The organism is Telluria sp. RB2R28 (genome assembly GCF_059685835.1).
In genome coordinates this window covers 188,862-203,959 of the sequence record NZ_JCASIK010000001.1, presented here as the reverse complement: position 1 = coordinate 203,959, position 15,098 = coordinate 188,862, and the positions used below count along the sequence as shown (strand labels likewise).

Annotated in this window: 14 protein-coding genes and 1 riboswitch; of the genes, 4 read left to right on the top strand and 10 right to left on the bottom strand. The window is 64.9% G+C overall.

What is annotated here, in order from left to right:
• Positions 1-45 precede the first annotated feature (45 nt).
• Complete coding sequence (locus tag AC56LV_RS00900; RefSeq protein WP_499452831.1) at positions 46-732, top strand: response regulator; 687 nt, start codon at positions 46-48, stop codon at positions 730-732.
• Positions 733-952: 220 nt separating this feature from the next.
• Here AC56LV_RS00900 and AC56LV_RS00895 read toward each other — a convergent pair whose 3' ends face one another.
• Together AC56LV_RS00895 and AC56LV_RS00890 are read right to left on the bottom strand one after the other, a co-directional pair.
• On the bottom strand, positions 953-1,648 hold the full coding sequence (locus tag AC56LV_RS00895; RefSeq protein ID WP_499555302.1) for a hypothetical protein: 696 nt from the start codon (positions 1,646-1,648) through the stop codon (positions 953-955).
• On the bottom strand, positions 1,648-2,487 hold the full coding sequence (locus tag AC56LV_RS00890) for a MipA/OmpV family protein (RefSeq protein ID WP_499555300.1): 840 nt from the start codon (positions 2,485-2,487) through the stop codon (positions 1,648-1,650). The genes AC56LV_RS00895 and AC56LV_RS00890 overlap by 1 nt, the downstream gene beginning before the upstream one ends.
• Before the next feature lie 351 nt (positions 2,488-2,838).
• On the opposite strand from AC56LV_RS00890, the gene AC56LV_RS00885 reads away from it, so the two are divergent.
• Positions 2,839-4,158, top strand: a complete 1,320-nt coding sequence (locus tag AC56LV_RS00885; protein ID WP_499555298.1) for a sensor histidine kinase — start codon at positions 2,839-2,841, stop codon at positions 4,156-4,158.
• On the top strand, positions 4,155-5,372 hold the full coding sequence (locus tag AC56LV_RS00880; RefSeq protein WP_499555296.1) for an MFS transporter: 1,218 nt from the start codon (positions 4,155-4,157) through the stop codon (positions 5,370-5,372). The genes AC56LV_RS00885 and AC56LV_RS00880 overlap by 4 nt, the downstream gene beginning before the upstream one ends.
• Positions 5,373-5,392: 20 nt before the next feature.
• Here AC56LV_RS00880 and AC56LV_RS00875 read toward each other — a convergent pair whose 3' ends face one another.
• Positions 5,393-5,920, bottom strand: coding sequence for a hypothetical protein (locus AC56LV_RS00875; RefSeq protein ID WP_499555294.1), 528 nt, complete (start codon positions 5,918-5,920; stop codon positions 5,393-5,395).
• A 180-nt stretch (positions 5,921-6,100) separates the two neighbouring features.
• Between AC56LV_RS00875 and AC56LV_RS00870 the strand changes: the two genes are divergently transcribed.
• Complete coding sequence (locus AC56LV_RS00870; RefSeq protein WP_499555293.1) at positions 6,101-7,069, top strand: IS1595 family transposase; 969 nt, start codon at positions 6,101-6,103, stop codon at positions 7,067-7,069.
• Positions 7,070-7,131: 62 nt separating this feature from the next.
• Here the strand turns inward: AC56LV_RS00870 and AC56LV_RS00865 are convergent, their stop codons facing one another.
• The 7 genes from AC56LV_RS00865 to AC56LV_RS00835 form a co-directional block, all read right to left on the bottom strand.
• Positions 7,132-7,461 (bottom strand): hypothetical protein, encoded by a 330-nt coding sequence (locus AC56LV_RS00865; protein ID WP_183550134.1) that lies wholly within the window; start codon positions 7,459-7,461, stop codon positions 7,132-7,134.
• Positions 7,458-8,120: a thiol:disulfide interchange protein DsbA/DsbL gene (locus AC56LV_RS00860; protein ID WP_183550131.1), complete on the bottom strand. Its 663-nt coding sequence runs from the start codon at positions 8,118-8,120 to the stop codon at positions 7,458-7,460. The genes AC56LV_RS00865 and AC56LV_RS00860 overlap by 4 nt, the downstream gene beginning before the upstream one ends.
• Before the next feature lie 150 nt (positions 8,121-8,270).
• The gene (locus AC56LV_RS00855; protein WP_499555291.1) at positions 8,271-10,229 is read right to left on the bottom strand and encodes a TonB-dependent receptor; all 1,959 of its coding nucleotides are present in this window, start codon (positions 10,227-10,229) and stop codon (positions 8,271-8,273) included.
• A gap of 68 nt (positions 10,230-10,297) precedes the next feature.
• Positions 10,298-10,536, bottom strand: a riboswitch (cobalamin riboswitch).
• A 25-nt stretch (positions 10,537-10,561) separates the two neighbouring features.
• A complete protein-coding gene (gene ylqF, locus AC56LV_RS00850) occupies positions 10,562-11,509 on the bottom strand; it encodes a ribosome biogenesis GTPase YlqF (RefSeq protein WP_258836163.1) in 948 nt (315 codons plus the stop codon).
• A gap of 296 nt (positions 11,510-11,805) precedes the next feature.
• A complete protein-coding gene (locus tag AC56LV_RS00845; protein WP_499555289.1) occupies positions 11,806-13,026 on the bottom strand; it encodes a hypothetical protein in 1,221 nt (406 codons plus the stop codon).
• Positions 12,998-13,888 carry a hypothetical protein gene (locus AC56LV_RS00840; RefSeq protein WP_499555287.1) on the bottom strand — a complete coding sequence of 297 codons (891 nt, stop codon included), beginning with the start codon at positions 13,886-13,888 and terminating at the stop codon, positions 12,998-13,000. Before AC56LV_RS00840 ends, AC56LV_RS00845 begins: the two co-directional genes overlap by 29 nt.
• Positions 13,889-13,957: 69 nt before the next feature.
• Positions 13,958-14,890: a histone deacetylase family protein gene (locus AC56LV_RS00835; RefSeq protein WP_499555286.1), complete on the bottom strand. Its 933-nt coding sequence runs from the start codon at positions 14,888-14,890 to the stop codon at positions 13,958-13,960.
• Between the last annotated feature and the right edge of the window lie 208 nt (positions 14,891-15,098).

Below are 15,098 nucleotides of genomic sequence, written 5' to 3'. Positions count from 1 at the left end.
TTCCGGCATGCTGCCCGCTACAATGACAGACCGAGGAGAAATTGAATGCACCGTGTAATGTTGGTGGAAGACGATGCGCGTCTGGCCGAGCTCGTCTCCGAATACCTGTCCAGTTACGAGTTCGCGGTTGACCTCGTCACCCGCGGCGACGTCGCGCTCGAGCGTTTCAAGGAACTCTCGCCCGACGTCGTGATCCTCGACCTGATGTTGCCGGGCCTGGACGGTATGGTCGTGTGCCGCCAGATCCGCGAGCACTCGGACGTCCCGATCCTGATCCTGACCGCGCGCGAAGATTCGTACGATGAAGTCTCGGGCCTGGAACAAGGCGCCGACGATTTCGTCAACAAGCCGGTCCAGCCGCGCGTGCTGCTGGCGCGCCTGCGCGCGCTGATGCGGCGCGCCCAGGCCAAGTCGGGTGTCGATTCGCGCATCCTGCAATTTGGCGCGCTGCGCATCGTCACGAGCGACCGCAGCGTCGTCTGGCGCGGCCAGCCGTGCATCCTGTCGAATACCGAATACAAACTGCTGCTGGTGCTGGCCGAGGCAGCCGGGCGCGTGCTTTCGCGCGACGCCCTGCTCAAGAAGATGCGCGGGATCGAGTTCGATGGGCTCGACCGCAGTATCGACAACTGCATCTCCAAGCTGCGCCGCAAGTTCGACGATGCCGATTCGGAAAAAATCAAGACGGTGTGGGGCGAAGGCTACCTGTTTTCGCCATCGGCCTGGAATTGACGGCACACCCATAAAAAAACCTGCCGCGACAGGTTTTTTTTACGTCTGACGATTCACAGCCGGGGTCAGGTCTGACATTCAGACACGGCCTCAGCTTAAGCCACTTCCAATAGTGTTTGACCAGTATTAGCATGACCCGGTGCGAGCTAGTTCTGACTAGCAGATTGTCGAGCTCGTGTCCGAATGTCAGACCTGACCCTCGCTTTTCCTCGCTTTTCGCTTACTCGAACACCGGCACGATCGCCAGCGGCGCGTGGTAGGTCACCACCTGGGCCGCGTCCGCTGGAGCGAAGCGGTAGGTGACGACCGGGAAATCGTCATCGCCATCCCCCACGAACGCCGGCGCGCGCGTGACTGGCAGGACGGTCTCGGCACTACCGGCCCGCACCCGGGCGCCGGCATCGACGCTCGTTTTTGGAAACACAAGCCGCACGCCCACACACGCCTGGCTGCGCGCCGAGGCGTCGGTGTGGCGGGCAAAGCCCAGCGCCTGCTCGCAGGCGGCGCGCAGCTCGGTTACGTCGTACGAGCCGTCGGCGCGCAGCGCCAGCGAGATGCGCGGGCGCACCGTGAAGCCGCCCAGCGGCCGGTTGGGCGCCAGCACGGCGTTCTCGTCGTAGGCGGCTTTCAGCAGCGGCAGCGTCGTGCGGCCCAGCGGATCAAGCGCCAGGCTGGTTTGCAGCGTGCGGCCCTTGATCAGCAGGCTCGCACCATCGCCCAGCATCCCTTTGGCACGCGGGCGCACCTGCAGCTGGCTCTGCAGCAGATTCTTGGGCCCGCCATACTTGTCGAATACCACCATCGCCCGGTAGGCATCCCGATAGCTCACCCATTCGTCGGCACGCACCTGCGCGACGGCGACGCCTGCCGTCAGCAGCAGGGTCACGCAGGCGGAGAGGTGTACGCGTTGCATCATCAGAAGCGGTAAGCGAAGGCGGTCGAAACCGTCACGTTGGTGGGCCGCTCGACGAGCGGGCTATGGCGAACGCTGCCGGTCAGGCGCGTCGCTTGCACGTTGGTGGTGAGCATCCAGGTTGGACCGAGCGCCCAGTTCCAGCGCGCGCCGACGTGCACATCCTTCAGGCCGCCTCCAGGGCGGTACACGGGATTGTCGCTGGTCCAGGCCTCGTTCTCGCTCACGCCGAAATAACTCCGGTTGTAGTCGCGGTTGACCAGCGTGACCCCGGCATTGAACGAGACCGTGTGCTGCGGCGCAATGGCCACGGCCAGCCGCTGCACGCCCAGCGTCATGCGGGCGCCGTCGCGCTCGCTACCGGAGCCGATCAGCACACTGCTGGTGAGACGCCACGCGGGATTCAGATAGTAGTTGAGGAAGGCGCCGCCTTCGAGCCGGGCATCCACGTCCGGCATGCCGGCCAAAGGGTTGTCGCGGCGCATGCGCGCCGCCAGCGGCAGCATGGTCGCCACGCCGACGCCATCGACGATGCCACCCGAGCCGGACTCGTCGCGGCTGGCGTGGAGCGATACCAATGGCCCAAATTCAAGCGTGGGATCGGTCGACATGTGCATCCCGGCGCTCATGCCGGAAATGAATATCCCATTGCTCCACTGCACCTGCAGCACCGGCAGAACCGAGGTCTTCGTGTTTGCCGCGCCCTCATAGCGCGCCCGTGACACGGCGCCCAGCCCCGCATACATATCGTGGCTGCCGTCGGGCATCGGGTTGGTGGCCGGCGTCTGCGCGCTCGCAACACCACTTGCTGCAGCGAGGGCCAGGGCGAAGAACTGTTTCATCGTGATGGCGTTCCGGGAGTTCGTGTGCTGATATTTTACGTCGAGCAAGCTTCGCTCTCCCAATCGCATGATGGCAACGCAGACGCTTTCGCTCTGGCACAAATAAAAAAACCCACTGACACTTTCGCATCAGTGGGCAAACGGAAACCCTGATGATGCGACTGATGGTAAGCGTTGCGCCGCCGTGAATCACCCTTCAGATGTCCAGCAATTGTCGTCAATTTGTAAGGCAGCGCCCGTGCACCGGCGTGGATGCTGACGGTTGCGCCCTTGCCACTGTACAATCTCCGGCTCAGGAGAAACCATGCTTTTGGCCGCGCTTCATCACCGACAGTCACCCGGGATGCACCCGTGAACCGGCTATTTTTCCGGTTCTTCGTGGTCGTCATGCTGTCGATCACGGCCGCGACATTCCTCATCTACTTCGCCTTTGCGCGCCTGTTCGGCGATCCGCTGGAAGACATTGCACGGCGCCAGGCAGCGGGCCAGATTTTCCTGATCGAACATTATGTGGACGAAGCGCCCGGCGACGAGTGGCTCACGCGCCTGAACAATGTGCGCGAAGTCTCGCCGGTGCGCTACGACCTGCTGCCGCTGGCGGCCGCACGCGCCCGGCTGGACGCTACCCGGCGTGCGGCGCTCGATCGCGGCGCGATTGTCCTGGACGTCAGCGAGCGCGCCCTGTACCGGCGCGTCGACCTGGCGGGCGAGCGCTATATCGGCAGCAACGACGACGTGCTGCATGCGCAGAACCTGCCAATCGATATCGGCAAGGAGCTCAAGAAGGAGCTACTGCGCTTCGTCATCGTCGCCCTCGCCCTGCTGCTGCCGATTGCCCTGTGGTCGCGTTCGCACTGGCGCGCATTGCAATCGCTGTCACGGATGGCCGATGAGTTCGGCGCCGGCAAGCTGTCGGCACGCGCCCGGCTCGCCCCTTCCGAGATCGTCTATCCGCTGGCCGAACGCATCAACGACATGGCCGGGCGCATCGAGGCGCTGATGGGCGCGCAGCGCAGCCTGCTGCATTCGGTCTCGCACGAATTGCGTACGCCAATTGCGCGCCTCGAATTCGGCCTTGAATTGCTCGACGCGCGCGCCAGCGACCCGGACCTGCGCCGCCGCATCGCCGCGATGGAGGGCGACGTGCGCGAGCTGAACGATCTGGTGAGAGAGCTGCTCGATATGAGCAAACTCGACAGCGCCGGCACGCTGCAGGGCGCCACGGTGGATCTCGACGCGCTGCTGCGCGACTGCTGCGCCACGCTGCCACCGTCGCCCCAGGACGTCAGTTGCCAGCTCGCGGACGGGCTCGGTACCATCGACGGCGACGCCCGCCTGCTGGCGCGCGCTGTCGGCAACCTGCTGCGCAACGCCCAGAAATATGCCAGCAGCCGGGTCGTGCTGTCGGCCGAACGGGGACCAACCGGCATCGAGATTGCCGTCGACGACGACGGTCCCGGCATCCCCGAAGCCGAGCGCGACAAGGTGTTCGAGCCGTTCTACCGGCTCGACCGCAGCCGCGACCGCGCCACCGGTGGCTTCGGGCTCGGCCTGTCGATCGCGCGCAAGGCGGTGGTCTTGCATGGCGGGACGCTGGACGTGGCGACGTCTGGTCTTGGCGGCGCGCGCTTCGTCGTGCGGCTGCCGCTGTCCATGGGATCTCCCGCATGAATCAACGCTTCCTGATCACGACCCTGTGCGCGCTGGCCTTGCTGTCGACCGTCGGCGCCTCCCTGCCCTATCCGATGCTGGCGCCGCTGTTTGCCGACGGCAGCATCCACGGCTTAAACAGCTTCCTCGGCCTGCCACCCAAGCTGCTGCTGGGCATTGCGCTGATGATCAATCCGCTGGGCCTGCTGATCGGCAGCGCGGTGCTGGGGCCGCTGTCAGACGGCTTCGGCCGGCGCCGCGCGCTGCTGCTGACGACCGTCGGCGCGGCGCTCGGCCACCTGCTCACAGCCGCCGCGATGGTCATGGAATCGTACCTGCTGTTCCTCGCGGCGCGCTTCTTCACTGGCCTTCTCGAAGGCAATGGCGCCGTCATGCGCGCGCTCGTGATCGAACGCGTCAAGGGGCCGCTGCGCAACCACGCGCTGTCCTGGCTCAATGGTGCCTTCAATCTGGGCTGGCTCGTCGGCCCGCTGCTGGGCGGTTTCACGATGGCCTACGGCGCAGAAGTGCCGTTTGGCATCGCCTCGGTCGCGCTCTTACTGGGCACGCTCGGTGTGTTCCTGACGATCCCGGCGACGCCACCAGCCACGCACGGCCTGCGCTGGTGGACCGTCGCGCGTGAACGCCATGCGCTGACGCTGCTGCGCCACGGACCGCTGCGCACGCTGTTCATCATCCATCTGGGCTATTGCTGCGGTGTGGCGTCGCTGTATGAGTACTTCCCGTTGTGGCTGGTCGACGTGGGCGGCTACGATGCACGCCAGATTTCTCTGGTCAACATGGGCATGTGCGCGTTGATGACCACTGCCGCGCTGTTCGCCGGCCACGCCAGCCTCGTCGAAGGCCGCCTGCGCGCTGGCTGGTATGCGGCAGTGGGCGCCACGGCGATCCTGTGCGTGGGCTTTGGCAATCTGTGGATCGGCATTGCGGGCATCGTCCTGTTCGGCGTGCCGCATGCGTTCTACAACACGGCGCTGCAAACCTGGTCGGCCGATACGTTCGCGGATTACGGCCAGGGTTCGGTCATGGCGCTGCTGTCGACCATTTTCTGCCTGGCCAATATTCTGATGGCGCTGTTGGGCGCCGTGCTAACGCTGATCGACACGCGACTGGTGCTGGTCGTCGGGGGGGTGCTGGCGGCGTGCGCCTCGGTGGCGCTGCGGCGCTGGAGTGCCAGCGCCCGGGCCATGCCTGCGGTATCGCCGGTGGAATAACAAGGCGCAGTCAAGCCAGGCTATCTGACTGCATCGACCATCTCCACCTCGGCATCAAGCCAGACCGTTGGCTTCGCGTTCAGCATCGACACGGGGTTCACGTCCAACTTGAACTTCAATGACCTGGGCGAACCGCTGACACGAATCTCGGCATCGGAACTCGCCAGCGGTTGTGGCCCACACACGTCGGGGCAAAGAGGAACAGCATCGGGCGGAACGACTTTCACATAGGCGCGGGCATACGTGCCGGTTTTTTTCGACACTGCCATGACGCCCAATACCGTGACTGGCAGCTTTTTGCCCTTTTTCAGCATGTGACAACCGTGAATCTGCTCGAGGTACCAGGAAGCAGCGTCGCCGTCGTCGGCATACACGGGAATCTTGCCGCTGACCTTGCAAAGCTCGGTGATCCTGAAGACTTGCCCGTTGGCTGCCTCGATCAATGTCACGGTGACTGTCATGCTGGCCTGGCGCAGCAACGGTGGTTTGTCCGGCGGTGGCGGAAATGCCAGCGCAGGCGACATGCTTGCCAGCAGCACGATTGCCATGAATAACCTGTCGCACCATCGTGGCAATCGCATCGGGCATTTACCTATTGGGGTCACACGTGCTCCAATCTATATGGGCCTGCCCATGAAAAAGGCGCAGTCAACGTTAAATAGAGACTAGCTTTGAACTGACGAGTAGTCCAGTGGTCCAACTCCTGTCCCCAGCGTCAGGAGTCGATCATGAAAGCGCCACGTTTCAAGGACTGGTTCGCAAAACTACCTTCACTGAACCAGCCGCAGCGCCGGCAAGTGCTTGATGCCCTGCATCGTGCAGCCGGACTCGATCAGGTGGTTGCGCTCATCTCTGAGGTCAGAGCGCCCGGCCGCTGCTGCCCCAGATGCGGCAACGAGCACTGCTATCGGCATGGTTTCGCCAACGACTTGCAGCGCTATCGTTGCTGCTCCTGCGGCCGTACCTATAACGACCTCACCGGCACGCCGCTGGCGCGGCTCAGGCACAAGGCCAAATGGCTCGCGTATTCGCAGGTGCTGCTCGATTCACTCCCCGTGCGCAAGGCGGCAGATCGGGTCGGTGTACACCGCAATACGGCCTTTCGATGGCGCCACCGCTTCCTGCATTGGGTCAAGCTCGACCGGCCCGCAGCGCTCAACGGCATCGTTGAGGCTGACGAAACATTTCTGCTGGAGTCACAAAAAGGTTCGCGTACGCTTGATCGGCCACCGCGCCACCGCGGCGGCCATGCTGCCAAACGGGGCATTTCCAGCGAACTCGATTGCATCCTGGTCGCGCGCGACCGCGAAGGGCGCACGGTCGACGCCGTCACTGGGCGCGGTGCGCTGAAGACTGCGCAACTCGAGCGTGACTTGCTACCCAGGCTCAACAGGCAAGCCTTGCTGGTCAGTGACGGCCATCCCGCTTACCGCGCCTTTGCACGCAAGCACAGGATCGCGCACGAGGCGGTCAATGTGCGCGCCGGTGTGCGTCTAAGGCGTCTAGGCAGCCTTGCCATCCACCTGCAGAACGTGAACGCCTACCACCAGCGCTTCAAGGCCTGGCTACAGGGCTTTCATGGCGTGGCGTCGCGCTACCTGTCAAATTACCTGGGCTGGCGCTGGGCGCTGGATGGGGAGCGAGTGATTTCGCCGGATCAATTGCTTTGCATTGCTATCAGTGTCATCAACAGATAACGCTGACTGAGCCATGAAAAACGGCGTCCATCGGACGCCGTTCAACTTGCTATCAACAACCTTTACTGCCCCACATTACTCGGCAGCGGACGCACATTCGTCACCGCATGCCACAGATGCTGCCACCAGTGATCGCGCGAGTTGACCGTGACGAGGCAGGCCTTGTCGACACCGGACTTGAAGACCATGTCGGGGCACTTGTTCGTCGCCAGCGCATGACGCTGGTTTTCGGCATTGACCAGCGCGATGGCGAGCCAGATAGCCACCAGGGCGAAGATCGCCGCCAGCGACCACGCGACATGGTTCACGCGGCTGGTCTCAAACAGCTCTTCCTCTTTGGGCCGTGACCCTTCGTAGATCTTGAGGATGTCGCGTTCGACGTCGTTGGTCATTTGGTCTGGGCTGCCTTCGTTACCAGTGCATCGAGGACCTGGCCAGTGGCCGTCATCAGCTGGCCCATGTCCTGGATCTTGTTCGATTGTGCCACAGTAGCCGGCGACACGACGTATTTACCATCGATGACAACGGTCGGCGTGCTGCTGGCCTTGTACGCTTCAGCAACAGCCGGCAGACGCTTGAGCTTGGTCTGGACGCCGAACGAGTTCCATGCTTCCATGAACTTGGCCTTGTCCAGCCCGTTCGAGGTTGCCCAGGCGATGATGTCCTCGTCCTTCATCAGGCGCTTGCGCTCGACGTGCACGGCGCGGAACACGCGGTCATGGTACTGCTCCAGCTTGCCCATGGCGTCGAGCGTCAGGAACAGGCGTGCTTCCGGGTCGCTCGGACCCTGGAACGGCAGCGGGATGCGGCGCATCACGATGTTGTCGCCCTGCTTCTTGATCCATGCATTGAGCGTTGGCTCGAACGCATTGCAGGCGCCGCAGTGGTAGGCGAAGAATTCAACGACTTCGACCTTCTTGCCGACGGTCTGGGTCGGCTGCGGCGCGGCCAGCACGGTGTATTCGGAACCGACGCGTGGATCAGTCGGCGAAGCATTGGCGAAACCGGCAACCAGGGCGGCAGCAACGAGGGCAAAACGCAGAGTGCGCATAACATCCTTCCACATATATGATTGAGCGAACGATCGCGAGATTACCACTTTTTGCCGTTTCCCTGTCTGCAGGGCGCGATTTATTGCATTTGCTTACCGCTGAAACATGCATGCAAATACATCAGCCGTCCGCGCCCGGCAGAACATGGATCAGAAGTCGTAGCGCAGCGACACCTTCAGCTGGCGGCCATCGCTCGGGTAAATCCCGGCGCGGCAGCTGAACGCATAGCTGTAGTGCTGACGATCAAGCAGGTTCAGGCCCGACACCGACGCTTCCCATGGGCCAAAGCGGCGCGCATAGCGGGCGTCGACCGTGGTGTACGACGGCAGGCGGGCGTCGCAGCTGTTGGCAAAGTCGTCGCCGAAACGCTGGCTGGCCACCCACTGCGCGCCGACATCGGCGGTCTGGCCATTGCCTGGAGTCCAGGCCAGGCGCGTCGTCACGACGTGCTTGGGCACCAGCACCATCTCGCGGCCGGCGTTCGGACCATCGCGGAACTCGGATTGCACGTATTGCCAGGCACCCGTCAGGCGTAGGTTGTTCGCCAGCAGCGCCTGCCCTTCGACTTCGACACCCTGGCGCCGGGTGGGATCAAGGTTGGTGTTGATGCCAAAGCCGCCCGCCAGCGTCGGGTCGAAGAAGATTTCGTTCGTCAGGCGGTGCCGGAATACGCGAGCCGTGGCCTTGCGCGCATCGTTGCCGAAGGCGACGCCGAGCTCCAGGTCGCGCGAGGTTTGCGGTGCCAGCACATCCGTTGTGGCGCGGTACGAGTTTTCGTCGATATTGGCGATGCGGTAGCTGCGGCCGGCCTTGGCGAACATGGTCACTTCACGCGCGACGTCGACGCTGCCTTCGACCGTGAACGCATTGACCGACTGCCCGGTGTCTTCCGGGGCGGTGAAAGCGAGCGGGTCGGCGTAGTCCTTGTCGAAACGTTCATGGCGCGCGCCGACGGCCAGGCGCGCATTGTGCGGCGCGTTCCAGGTCAGTTCGTCGCGCACATAGATCGCCTTGGAATCCTGTTTCGCGTCGCCGGCCGAGAAGCTCGACGTCACTTGGCGATCCCAGCGGGTCAGGTCGATGCCGGTGACGAATTCATTGCGCTTGTCGCCAAGCGTGGCGGTGTGGCGCAGACGTGGCGAGAACTGGGTCTGCTCGGACTGGTAGCGCGAGGCCGATGGGAAGCCCGAGAACACATACGTCGAGCCAACATCGCGCTCGCGGTGCGACAGCTCGGCCGCCAGTTCGATGGCGCCAATGCGATGTTCGACGAAGGCGCTGACACGGTCGGTGTCGAGGGAGCCGAAGTCATCCGGCGTATTGCTCTGGGTCGGGATCGACTGGAACTGCGCGTCGGTCAGCGAACCCGGCAGGCGCGAGTTCGAGCGCGAGCTCTCGAAACGCAGGCCAGCGCGACCATTCGCGGCGTACGCATATTGCACGCCGCCGCTGAAGCTCGTCTGCTCGTACTTGTTATTGTCGCGGTAGTTGTCGGTGCGGCGGTCGGCCACGGCGGCGTCGAACGACCACGGGCCGGCGCCATGCGCGATCGAGGCGCGCAGGTCGAGCGCGTCGAAGCGTCCACCTTCCACGAACAGGGTGCCGCGCGTGCCGCTGCCTTGCGGACGGCGGGTGAAGATCTGGATCACGCCGCCGGTGGCGCCGTCGCCGTACAGCACGCTGCTGCCGCCACGGGTGATTTCGATGCGCTCGACCGTGTCGACCGGGATGCTCGAGAGCACCGTGCTGGCCAGCTCATTTTCATTCAGGCGCACGCCGTCGACCATCACCACCACGTTCTGCGCGCTGTTGGTGCCAAAACCCCGCAGGTCCAGGCTGAAGTCGGGCGAGCCGTCCAGGCTCTGGCGGCCGAAGACGCCGCCGATCTTGCGAATGGCGGCATTGACGTCGGCCACGCCGGCGCTGCGGATCTGCTCGGCGGTGATCACGGTGGCGCCGATTGGCGTGGCGGTGGCCGGGAAGCGGGACGCGGTGACGACGACCGGCGCCAGCGTTTCCTGCGCGGTGGCGAGGGTGGCGAAGGTGGACACGGCGAAGGCGCACGCCACGGCGAGGGGCGCGCGGCGCGCGGGAGCTGCAAAAGTCATGATGAATGTGTTCTCGGTAAAGGGCGCCCCGCTGCGTCCCCGCAGCCTGGCGTCGAAGGAAGCGCCTTGCGCTTCCACCTGTCCTGGCCGGTATCCGGGCTGGCAAGCGGACGCCCTCACCTTCCTGTCGTGCGGACAGTGGTTATCGAGATTGTCTGCCGCGGCGCAGGATGTGCGGACGCGGCGCTTGTTGACCGTTGCGGGGGCAGCACACTTCCAGGACGGCGCGCGGCGCAGCCCTGTCGTGTTTCCCGTTTAACTTCGCGCGCTGGAATGCGCGCGAGAGCACCAAAACGGCGCGATTATACCGTGTCGGCACGCGCCCTGTCGGGTCAGCTGCCGCGCTTGCCGCGCGACTGCTCTTCGAGCTTGGCAGCGAGCTTCTCGGCGGCCAGGCGGGCTTTCTCGGCCACTTCGGCCGCGTGCAGGGCCAGGCTGGCCGCGCGCGAATCCGGCGTTTCCAGGCTGATGCGGCCCAGGGCGCCCTGGCGGTAATCCTGCAGCAGCGAGTGCGCTGCCTTTTCGTAGTCGTACTCGCCGCCGCGCACACGGAAGCCCCGGCGCATCGCGACGCCTTCGATGACGCCCACACCATCCATGCCCTCGGTTTTCAGGCCATAGCGCGCGGTGAGCAGGTGCGGGTAGCGCTGCAGCAGCAGTTCGCCCAGGTATTCGGCCACTTCTTCTTCGACCAGCGCGTTGGTGCCAATGGCGTGGCTGGCTGCCAGCATCAGGCCGTCGGTGGCCATGGCGATCTTTGGCCACAGCATGCCGGGCGTGTCGACCAGGACCACGTTCTTGTTCAGGTACAGGCGCTGCTGGACCTTGGTCACGGCCGGCTCGTCGCCCACCTTGGCCACGCGTTTTTTCAGTAGCGCGTTCATCAACGTCGACTTGCCGACGTTGGGGATGCCCATGATCATGATGCGCAGCGGCTTCGTTGGCACGCCGCGGTGCGGCGCCAGCGACAGGGCCAGATCGGGGATGCGGGCGACGTCGGCCGGCTTCTTGGTCGTCATCGGGTAGGCCGTGACGCCGTCCTGCGCATCGTAATAGGCTTTCCAGGCAGCGGTGGCGACCGGATCGGCGAGGTCGATCTTGTTCAGGATCTTGAGACTGGGACGCTGGCGGAACTTGCGCAGCTGGTCCACCAGTGGGTTGCAGCTCGCCTCGGGCAGGCGTGCATCGAGGACTTCGATCACCAGATCGATGTTCTCCATCTGCTCGGCCGCTTCCTTCTTGGCCGCGTTCATGTGGCCCGGGAACCATTGTATCGACATGCTGTTGCTTTCTTTATCTTTCGTTCAGGGTGCTATTTTACGCTGGTGGCGCACGCGAGCGTGGTGAACCCGCCACACCCGGTCTTTCTCTTGCGCATGACGTTGAGCCGTTGCAACACTGTTGACATATTCGGCGTGCACACTGGCCCTTGGCCACGCACGGTGGCGGGCCGCCAGCGGAGACGACATATGCGCGCACGGGACAGACTGAAACGATCGATGGCACGCTGGTATGGCGTGGGCTTGCTGTGCTGCGCCATCGCGGTGTCCGCGCTGGTGGAGTTGCCGCTGGTGCCCTACTGAACCAGCCCCGGCCCGCTGCACGCAAGAGGCGGCAAGGTGGCCGCCGGATCGAACGCCGCCAAGCGCTCGCGCGCCGCCGCGCGGTCTTTCGCATACTCGGCCAGGTAGCGGCTGCGTTCCTCGCTCTGCCATTCGCTATTGGGCACACCCGATAGCGACAGCGTGCGGCTGACCAGCACGGGTCCCTCGCGGCGCGCTAGGAGCAGCCGGTCCGGGTCGGCATTCTCGCGCAACAAATAACCTTCGACATCGCGCAGCACCAGTGGCAACGCCGGCCCAGGATCGGTGTCGTGCAGCAGCTTGCCATGCACGCGCAACGCTACCGACTGCGTGCCCTGCCCCAATAGTTCGTTGAAGCTCGCCAGCGCGAACGGGCGGCCCAGCGCATCGTCGATGCGGCCACTGACCACGTAGCGGCCAGCCAGGCGCACATCGAGCGGCAGCATGAACTCGAGCGCGTCCGCGCCGATCGCTTCACGCGGCGCGCCCGCCCACACGGCAGGCAACTCGGGCGAATAAATCACGTCGAACAACACGACACCCGCACGGCCGGCCGCGCTGAAACGCACTTCGCTGCGGATGGTGCCGTGAAAGCCGGCCAGCGCGCCCGCCTGCGGCGTGAAGGTGGCGCGCCAGTTGCCGCCGTCATCCTCTGAAAACGCCAGCGTCGCGCTGGGCGCGGGGCGCGCTCCCTGCGCAACCATCCCCTGGACCAGCGCACGTGTGACCACCAGCGGCAGCGCGGCGCCGTGCGCGTCAACAGCGCGCAGCGCAAACTCGACTGTTTCGCCCGCCGCCAGGTAGACACGTGACTGCGCGGTCTGCACCAGCACGCCCGGATCGCTGTCGCCGCCATCGACACGCATTGGGTTCGATTCGCGCACAGGCTGGTTCGGATACAGCTGGTCGGGGTGCTGCGCGGCTGGACGCGAGGCATGCGGATAGCGGGTGTGCTGGAGGTAGCTGCAATAGGTGTGCTGCGTTAATCGGACCTGCCCGGCAAGCTGGCGCCGGCGCATGGTACGGTCGTCGCCGGCAGGATTCAAGACCGGCACCGGCCTGAAAAAATGCAGGCCCGCCGGCGGCGCCGATGCTGCACGTGGCAGCGCCGGATCGTCCTGGTGCCAGAACAGCCCGGCCACGAGCGCACCGGCGACGACCAGCGCCAGCCAGACGGCGCGCCACCTAGTTGGCCGTATCGACCATCGCGTCACGCATGACTCCAATGATGCCGGCCCAGTTGCCGTCGCCATAGTGGTTGAAGCGTTCACCGTCGTCGCGGAACACGACCGAGTGCCAGCTCCACTTGACGCTGCCGCCCTGGTTCGGCGCGGTGCCCAGGCGCAGGTCGTCGCACAGCCAGTCGCCAGGATTGCACAGCGAACGGCCCGCATTGCCGGCCACGCCGCCGCTGCTGTGGTAGGCCACGACCTCGTCGTCCTGGCCCGGCAACAGGAACGAGTACGCGGTGCCGCGTGCGCCCGCGTAGCGGTAGAACCAGACGTTGCGGGTGTCATTGTGGTTGTACATGGCGCGCGCGGTGCTGGTCTTGAGGTCTTGCACGAGCGGCTCGGAGGTGGTCCAGGCGCCGGCGTTGGCGAGCTCGGAGCCGCCTGCCGCGCCGGCTGCGACGCGCACCCATTTGAGGTTCCAGCCGGTCTGCACGCCGCCGCTGGCGGCGCATACACCGCTGGCGTTCGCGCTGGCGTTCGTCACGGCGCGCGCCGACCCGCCGTAATTGGCCAGCGTGTAGCCAAGCAGCAGGTCGCCCGCGCTGTAGGCCGCGATGTAGCACCAGTTCTGGCCCGTGCAGAAGCAGTCTAGCGCATCGCGCACGCGCCCGCTTTGCGAGGCAATGCTGCTGCGGCCATCCCAGTTGACTGCCTGCTTGTTGATGCCGGCAGGGGTAGCGGCCGGGCCCCAGTAGCGAAAGTCGCTGTAGTTGCCAGGAGCGCCGCCGCTGCTGCGGCCATTGATCCAGAGCGTGTAGTTGGTGGCGCCCGCCACGGTGCTGGCCAGCAGCAGGCACAAGGTGCAAACAACGTAGAAGGCGTACGGGATGCGGCGGTGCTTCATGCTGGTCTCCTCGCTGCCCGGCGCGTGCCGGTGCTACGTTAGAGAGCAGAATGCGGCCGCGGTTCCCGACTATTCGAGATCGGCCAGCACCTTCAGGTGCGCCACGACGCTGCGTGCCAGCGACGACAGCTCGTAGCCGCCTTCGAGACAGCTGACGATCCGCCCGCCGGCGTGCTCGTTGGCCACCGCCAGCACCTGCCGCGTGATCCACGCGTAGTCCGCCTCGACCAGCCCGATGCCGCCCATGTCGTCGTCGCGATGGCCGTCGAACCCGGCCGACACGAAAATCATCTGCGGCTTGAAGGCGTGCAGCGCCGGCAGCCACTGGTCCTGCACCAGTTGGCGCACGGTGTCGCCCTCGCAGCGCGCCGGCACCGGTACATTCACGCAGGTGGCCGTAATCGGCTCGGGCTCGGTGTACGGAAAGAACGGATGCTGGAAGAAGCTCGCCATCAGCACGCGCGGATCGCCCTTGAACGCGTCGGCGGTGCCGTTGCCGTGATGGACATCGAAGTCGATGATTGCGACGCGCTCGAGTCCATGCGCCTCGAGCGCGTGGCGCGCGGCGATGGCCACGTTATTGAAGAGGCAAAAGCCCATCGGCTCGGTCGGCGTGGCGTGGTGGCCTGGCGGGCGCACCGAGCAGAAGGCGTTGGTGACCGTGCCGGCGATGACGTCGTCGGTTGCCGCCACGGCAGCGCCGGCCGCGCGCAGCGCCGCCTGGTAGCTGTGCTGATTGAGCGACGTGTCGCCATCGAGCGGGTAATAGTCGCCCGGCGTCGTCGGCACATGGTCGCGCACCAGCGCCAGCGCGCCCGCCGTGTGGTTGCGCAGGATCTGCGCCGTGTCGGCCAGCGGCGCACTGCGCTGCTCGATCAGGCCGTCCAGGCGCGCCAGGATCAGTTGGTCGTCGATCGCCCGCAGGCGGGCCGGGGACTCGGGATGCCAATCGCCCATCTCGTGCCGCAGGCAGTCGGGGTGGCTGTAAATCGCTGTACTCATGATGCTCGGTCTCCGCCTGTGCTCATCCATTCACACCTTGCCGCGCCGTTCTCGCATAGAATCCCTTGGGACGGCTTGTTGCTGTCGACGTATGAAGATTGCCAATGACGCTAATCTACCACGGCAGGCCACAGCGCTGCTGTGCCGCCTTGTCAATCATGCATGCGCGCCGGGTCCGCCGACCTGTTTCATGTACCGAATAACGTAA

Bases quoted from the DNA above. Each gene is read 5' to 3' on its own strand.
- AC56LV_RS00900 (WP_499452831.1), top strand. From the start codon at position 46: ATGCACCGTGTAATGTTGGTGGAAGACGATGCGCGTCTGGCCGAGCTC.
- AC56LV_RS00895 (WP_499555302.1), bottom strand. From the start codon at position 1,648: ATGATGCAACGCGTACACCTCTCCGCCTGCGTGACCCTGCTGCTGACG.
- AC56LV_RS00890 (WP_499555300.1), bottom strand. From the start codon at position 2,487: ATGAAACAGTTCTTCGCCCTGGCCCTCGCTGCAGCAAGTGGTGTTGCG.
- AC56LV_RS00880 (WP_499555296.1), top strand. From the start codon at position 4,155: ATGAATCAACGCTTCCTGATCACGACCCTGTGCGCGCTGGCCTTGCTG.
- AC56LV_RS00875 (WP_499555294.1), bottom strand. From the start codon at position 5,920: ATGGCAATCGTGCTGCTGGCAAGCATGTCGCCTGCGCTGGCATTTCCG.
- AC56LV_RS00870 (WP_499555293.1), top strand. From the start codon at position 6,101: ATGAAAGCGCCACGTTTCAAGGACTGGTTCGCAAAACTACCTTCACTG.
- AC56LV_RS00865 (WP_183550134.1), bottom strand. From the start codon at position 7,461: ATGACCAACGACGTCGAACGCGACATCCTCAAGATCTACGAAGGGTCA.
- AC56LV_RS00860 (WP_183550131.1), bottom strand. From the start codon at position 8,120: ATGCGCACTCTGCGTTTTGCCCTCGTTGCTGCCGCCCTGGTTGCCGGT.
- AC56LV_RS00855 (WP_499555291.1), bottom strand. From the start codon at position 10,229: ATGACTTTTGCAGCTCCCGCGCGCCGCGCGCCCCTCGCCGTGGCGTGC.
- ylqF (WP_258836163.1), bottom strand. From the start codon at position 11,509: ATGTCGATACAATGGTTCCCGGGCCACATGAACGCGGCCAAGAAGGAA.
- AC56LV_RS00840 (WP_499555287.1), bottom strand. From the start codon at position 13,888: ATGAAGCACCGCCGCATCCCGTACGCCTTCTACGTTGTTTGCACCTTG.
- AC56LV_RS00835 (WP_499555286.1), bottom strand. From the start codon at position 14,890: ATGAGTACAGCGATTTACAGCCACCCCGACTGCCTGCGGCACGAGATG.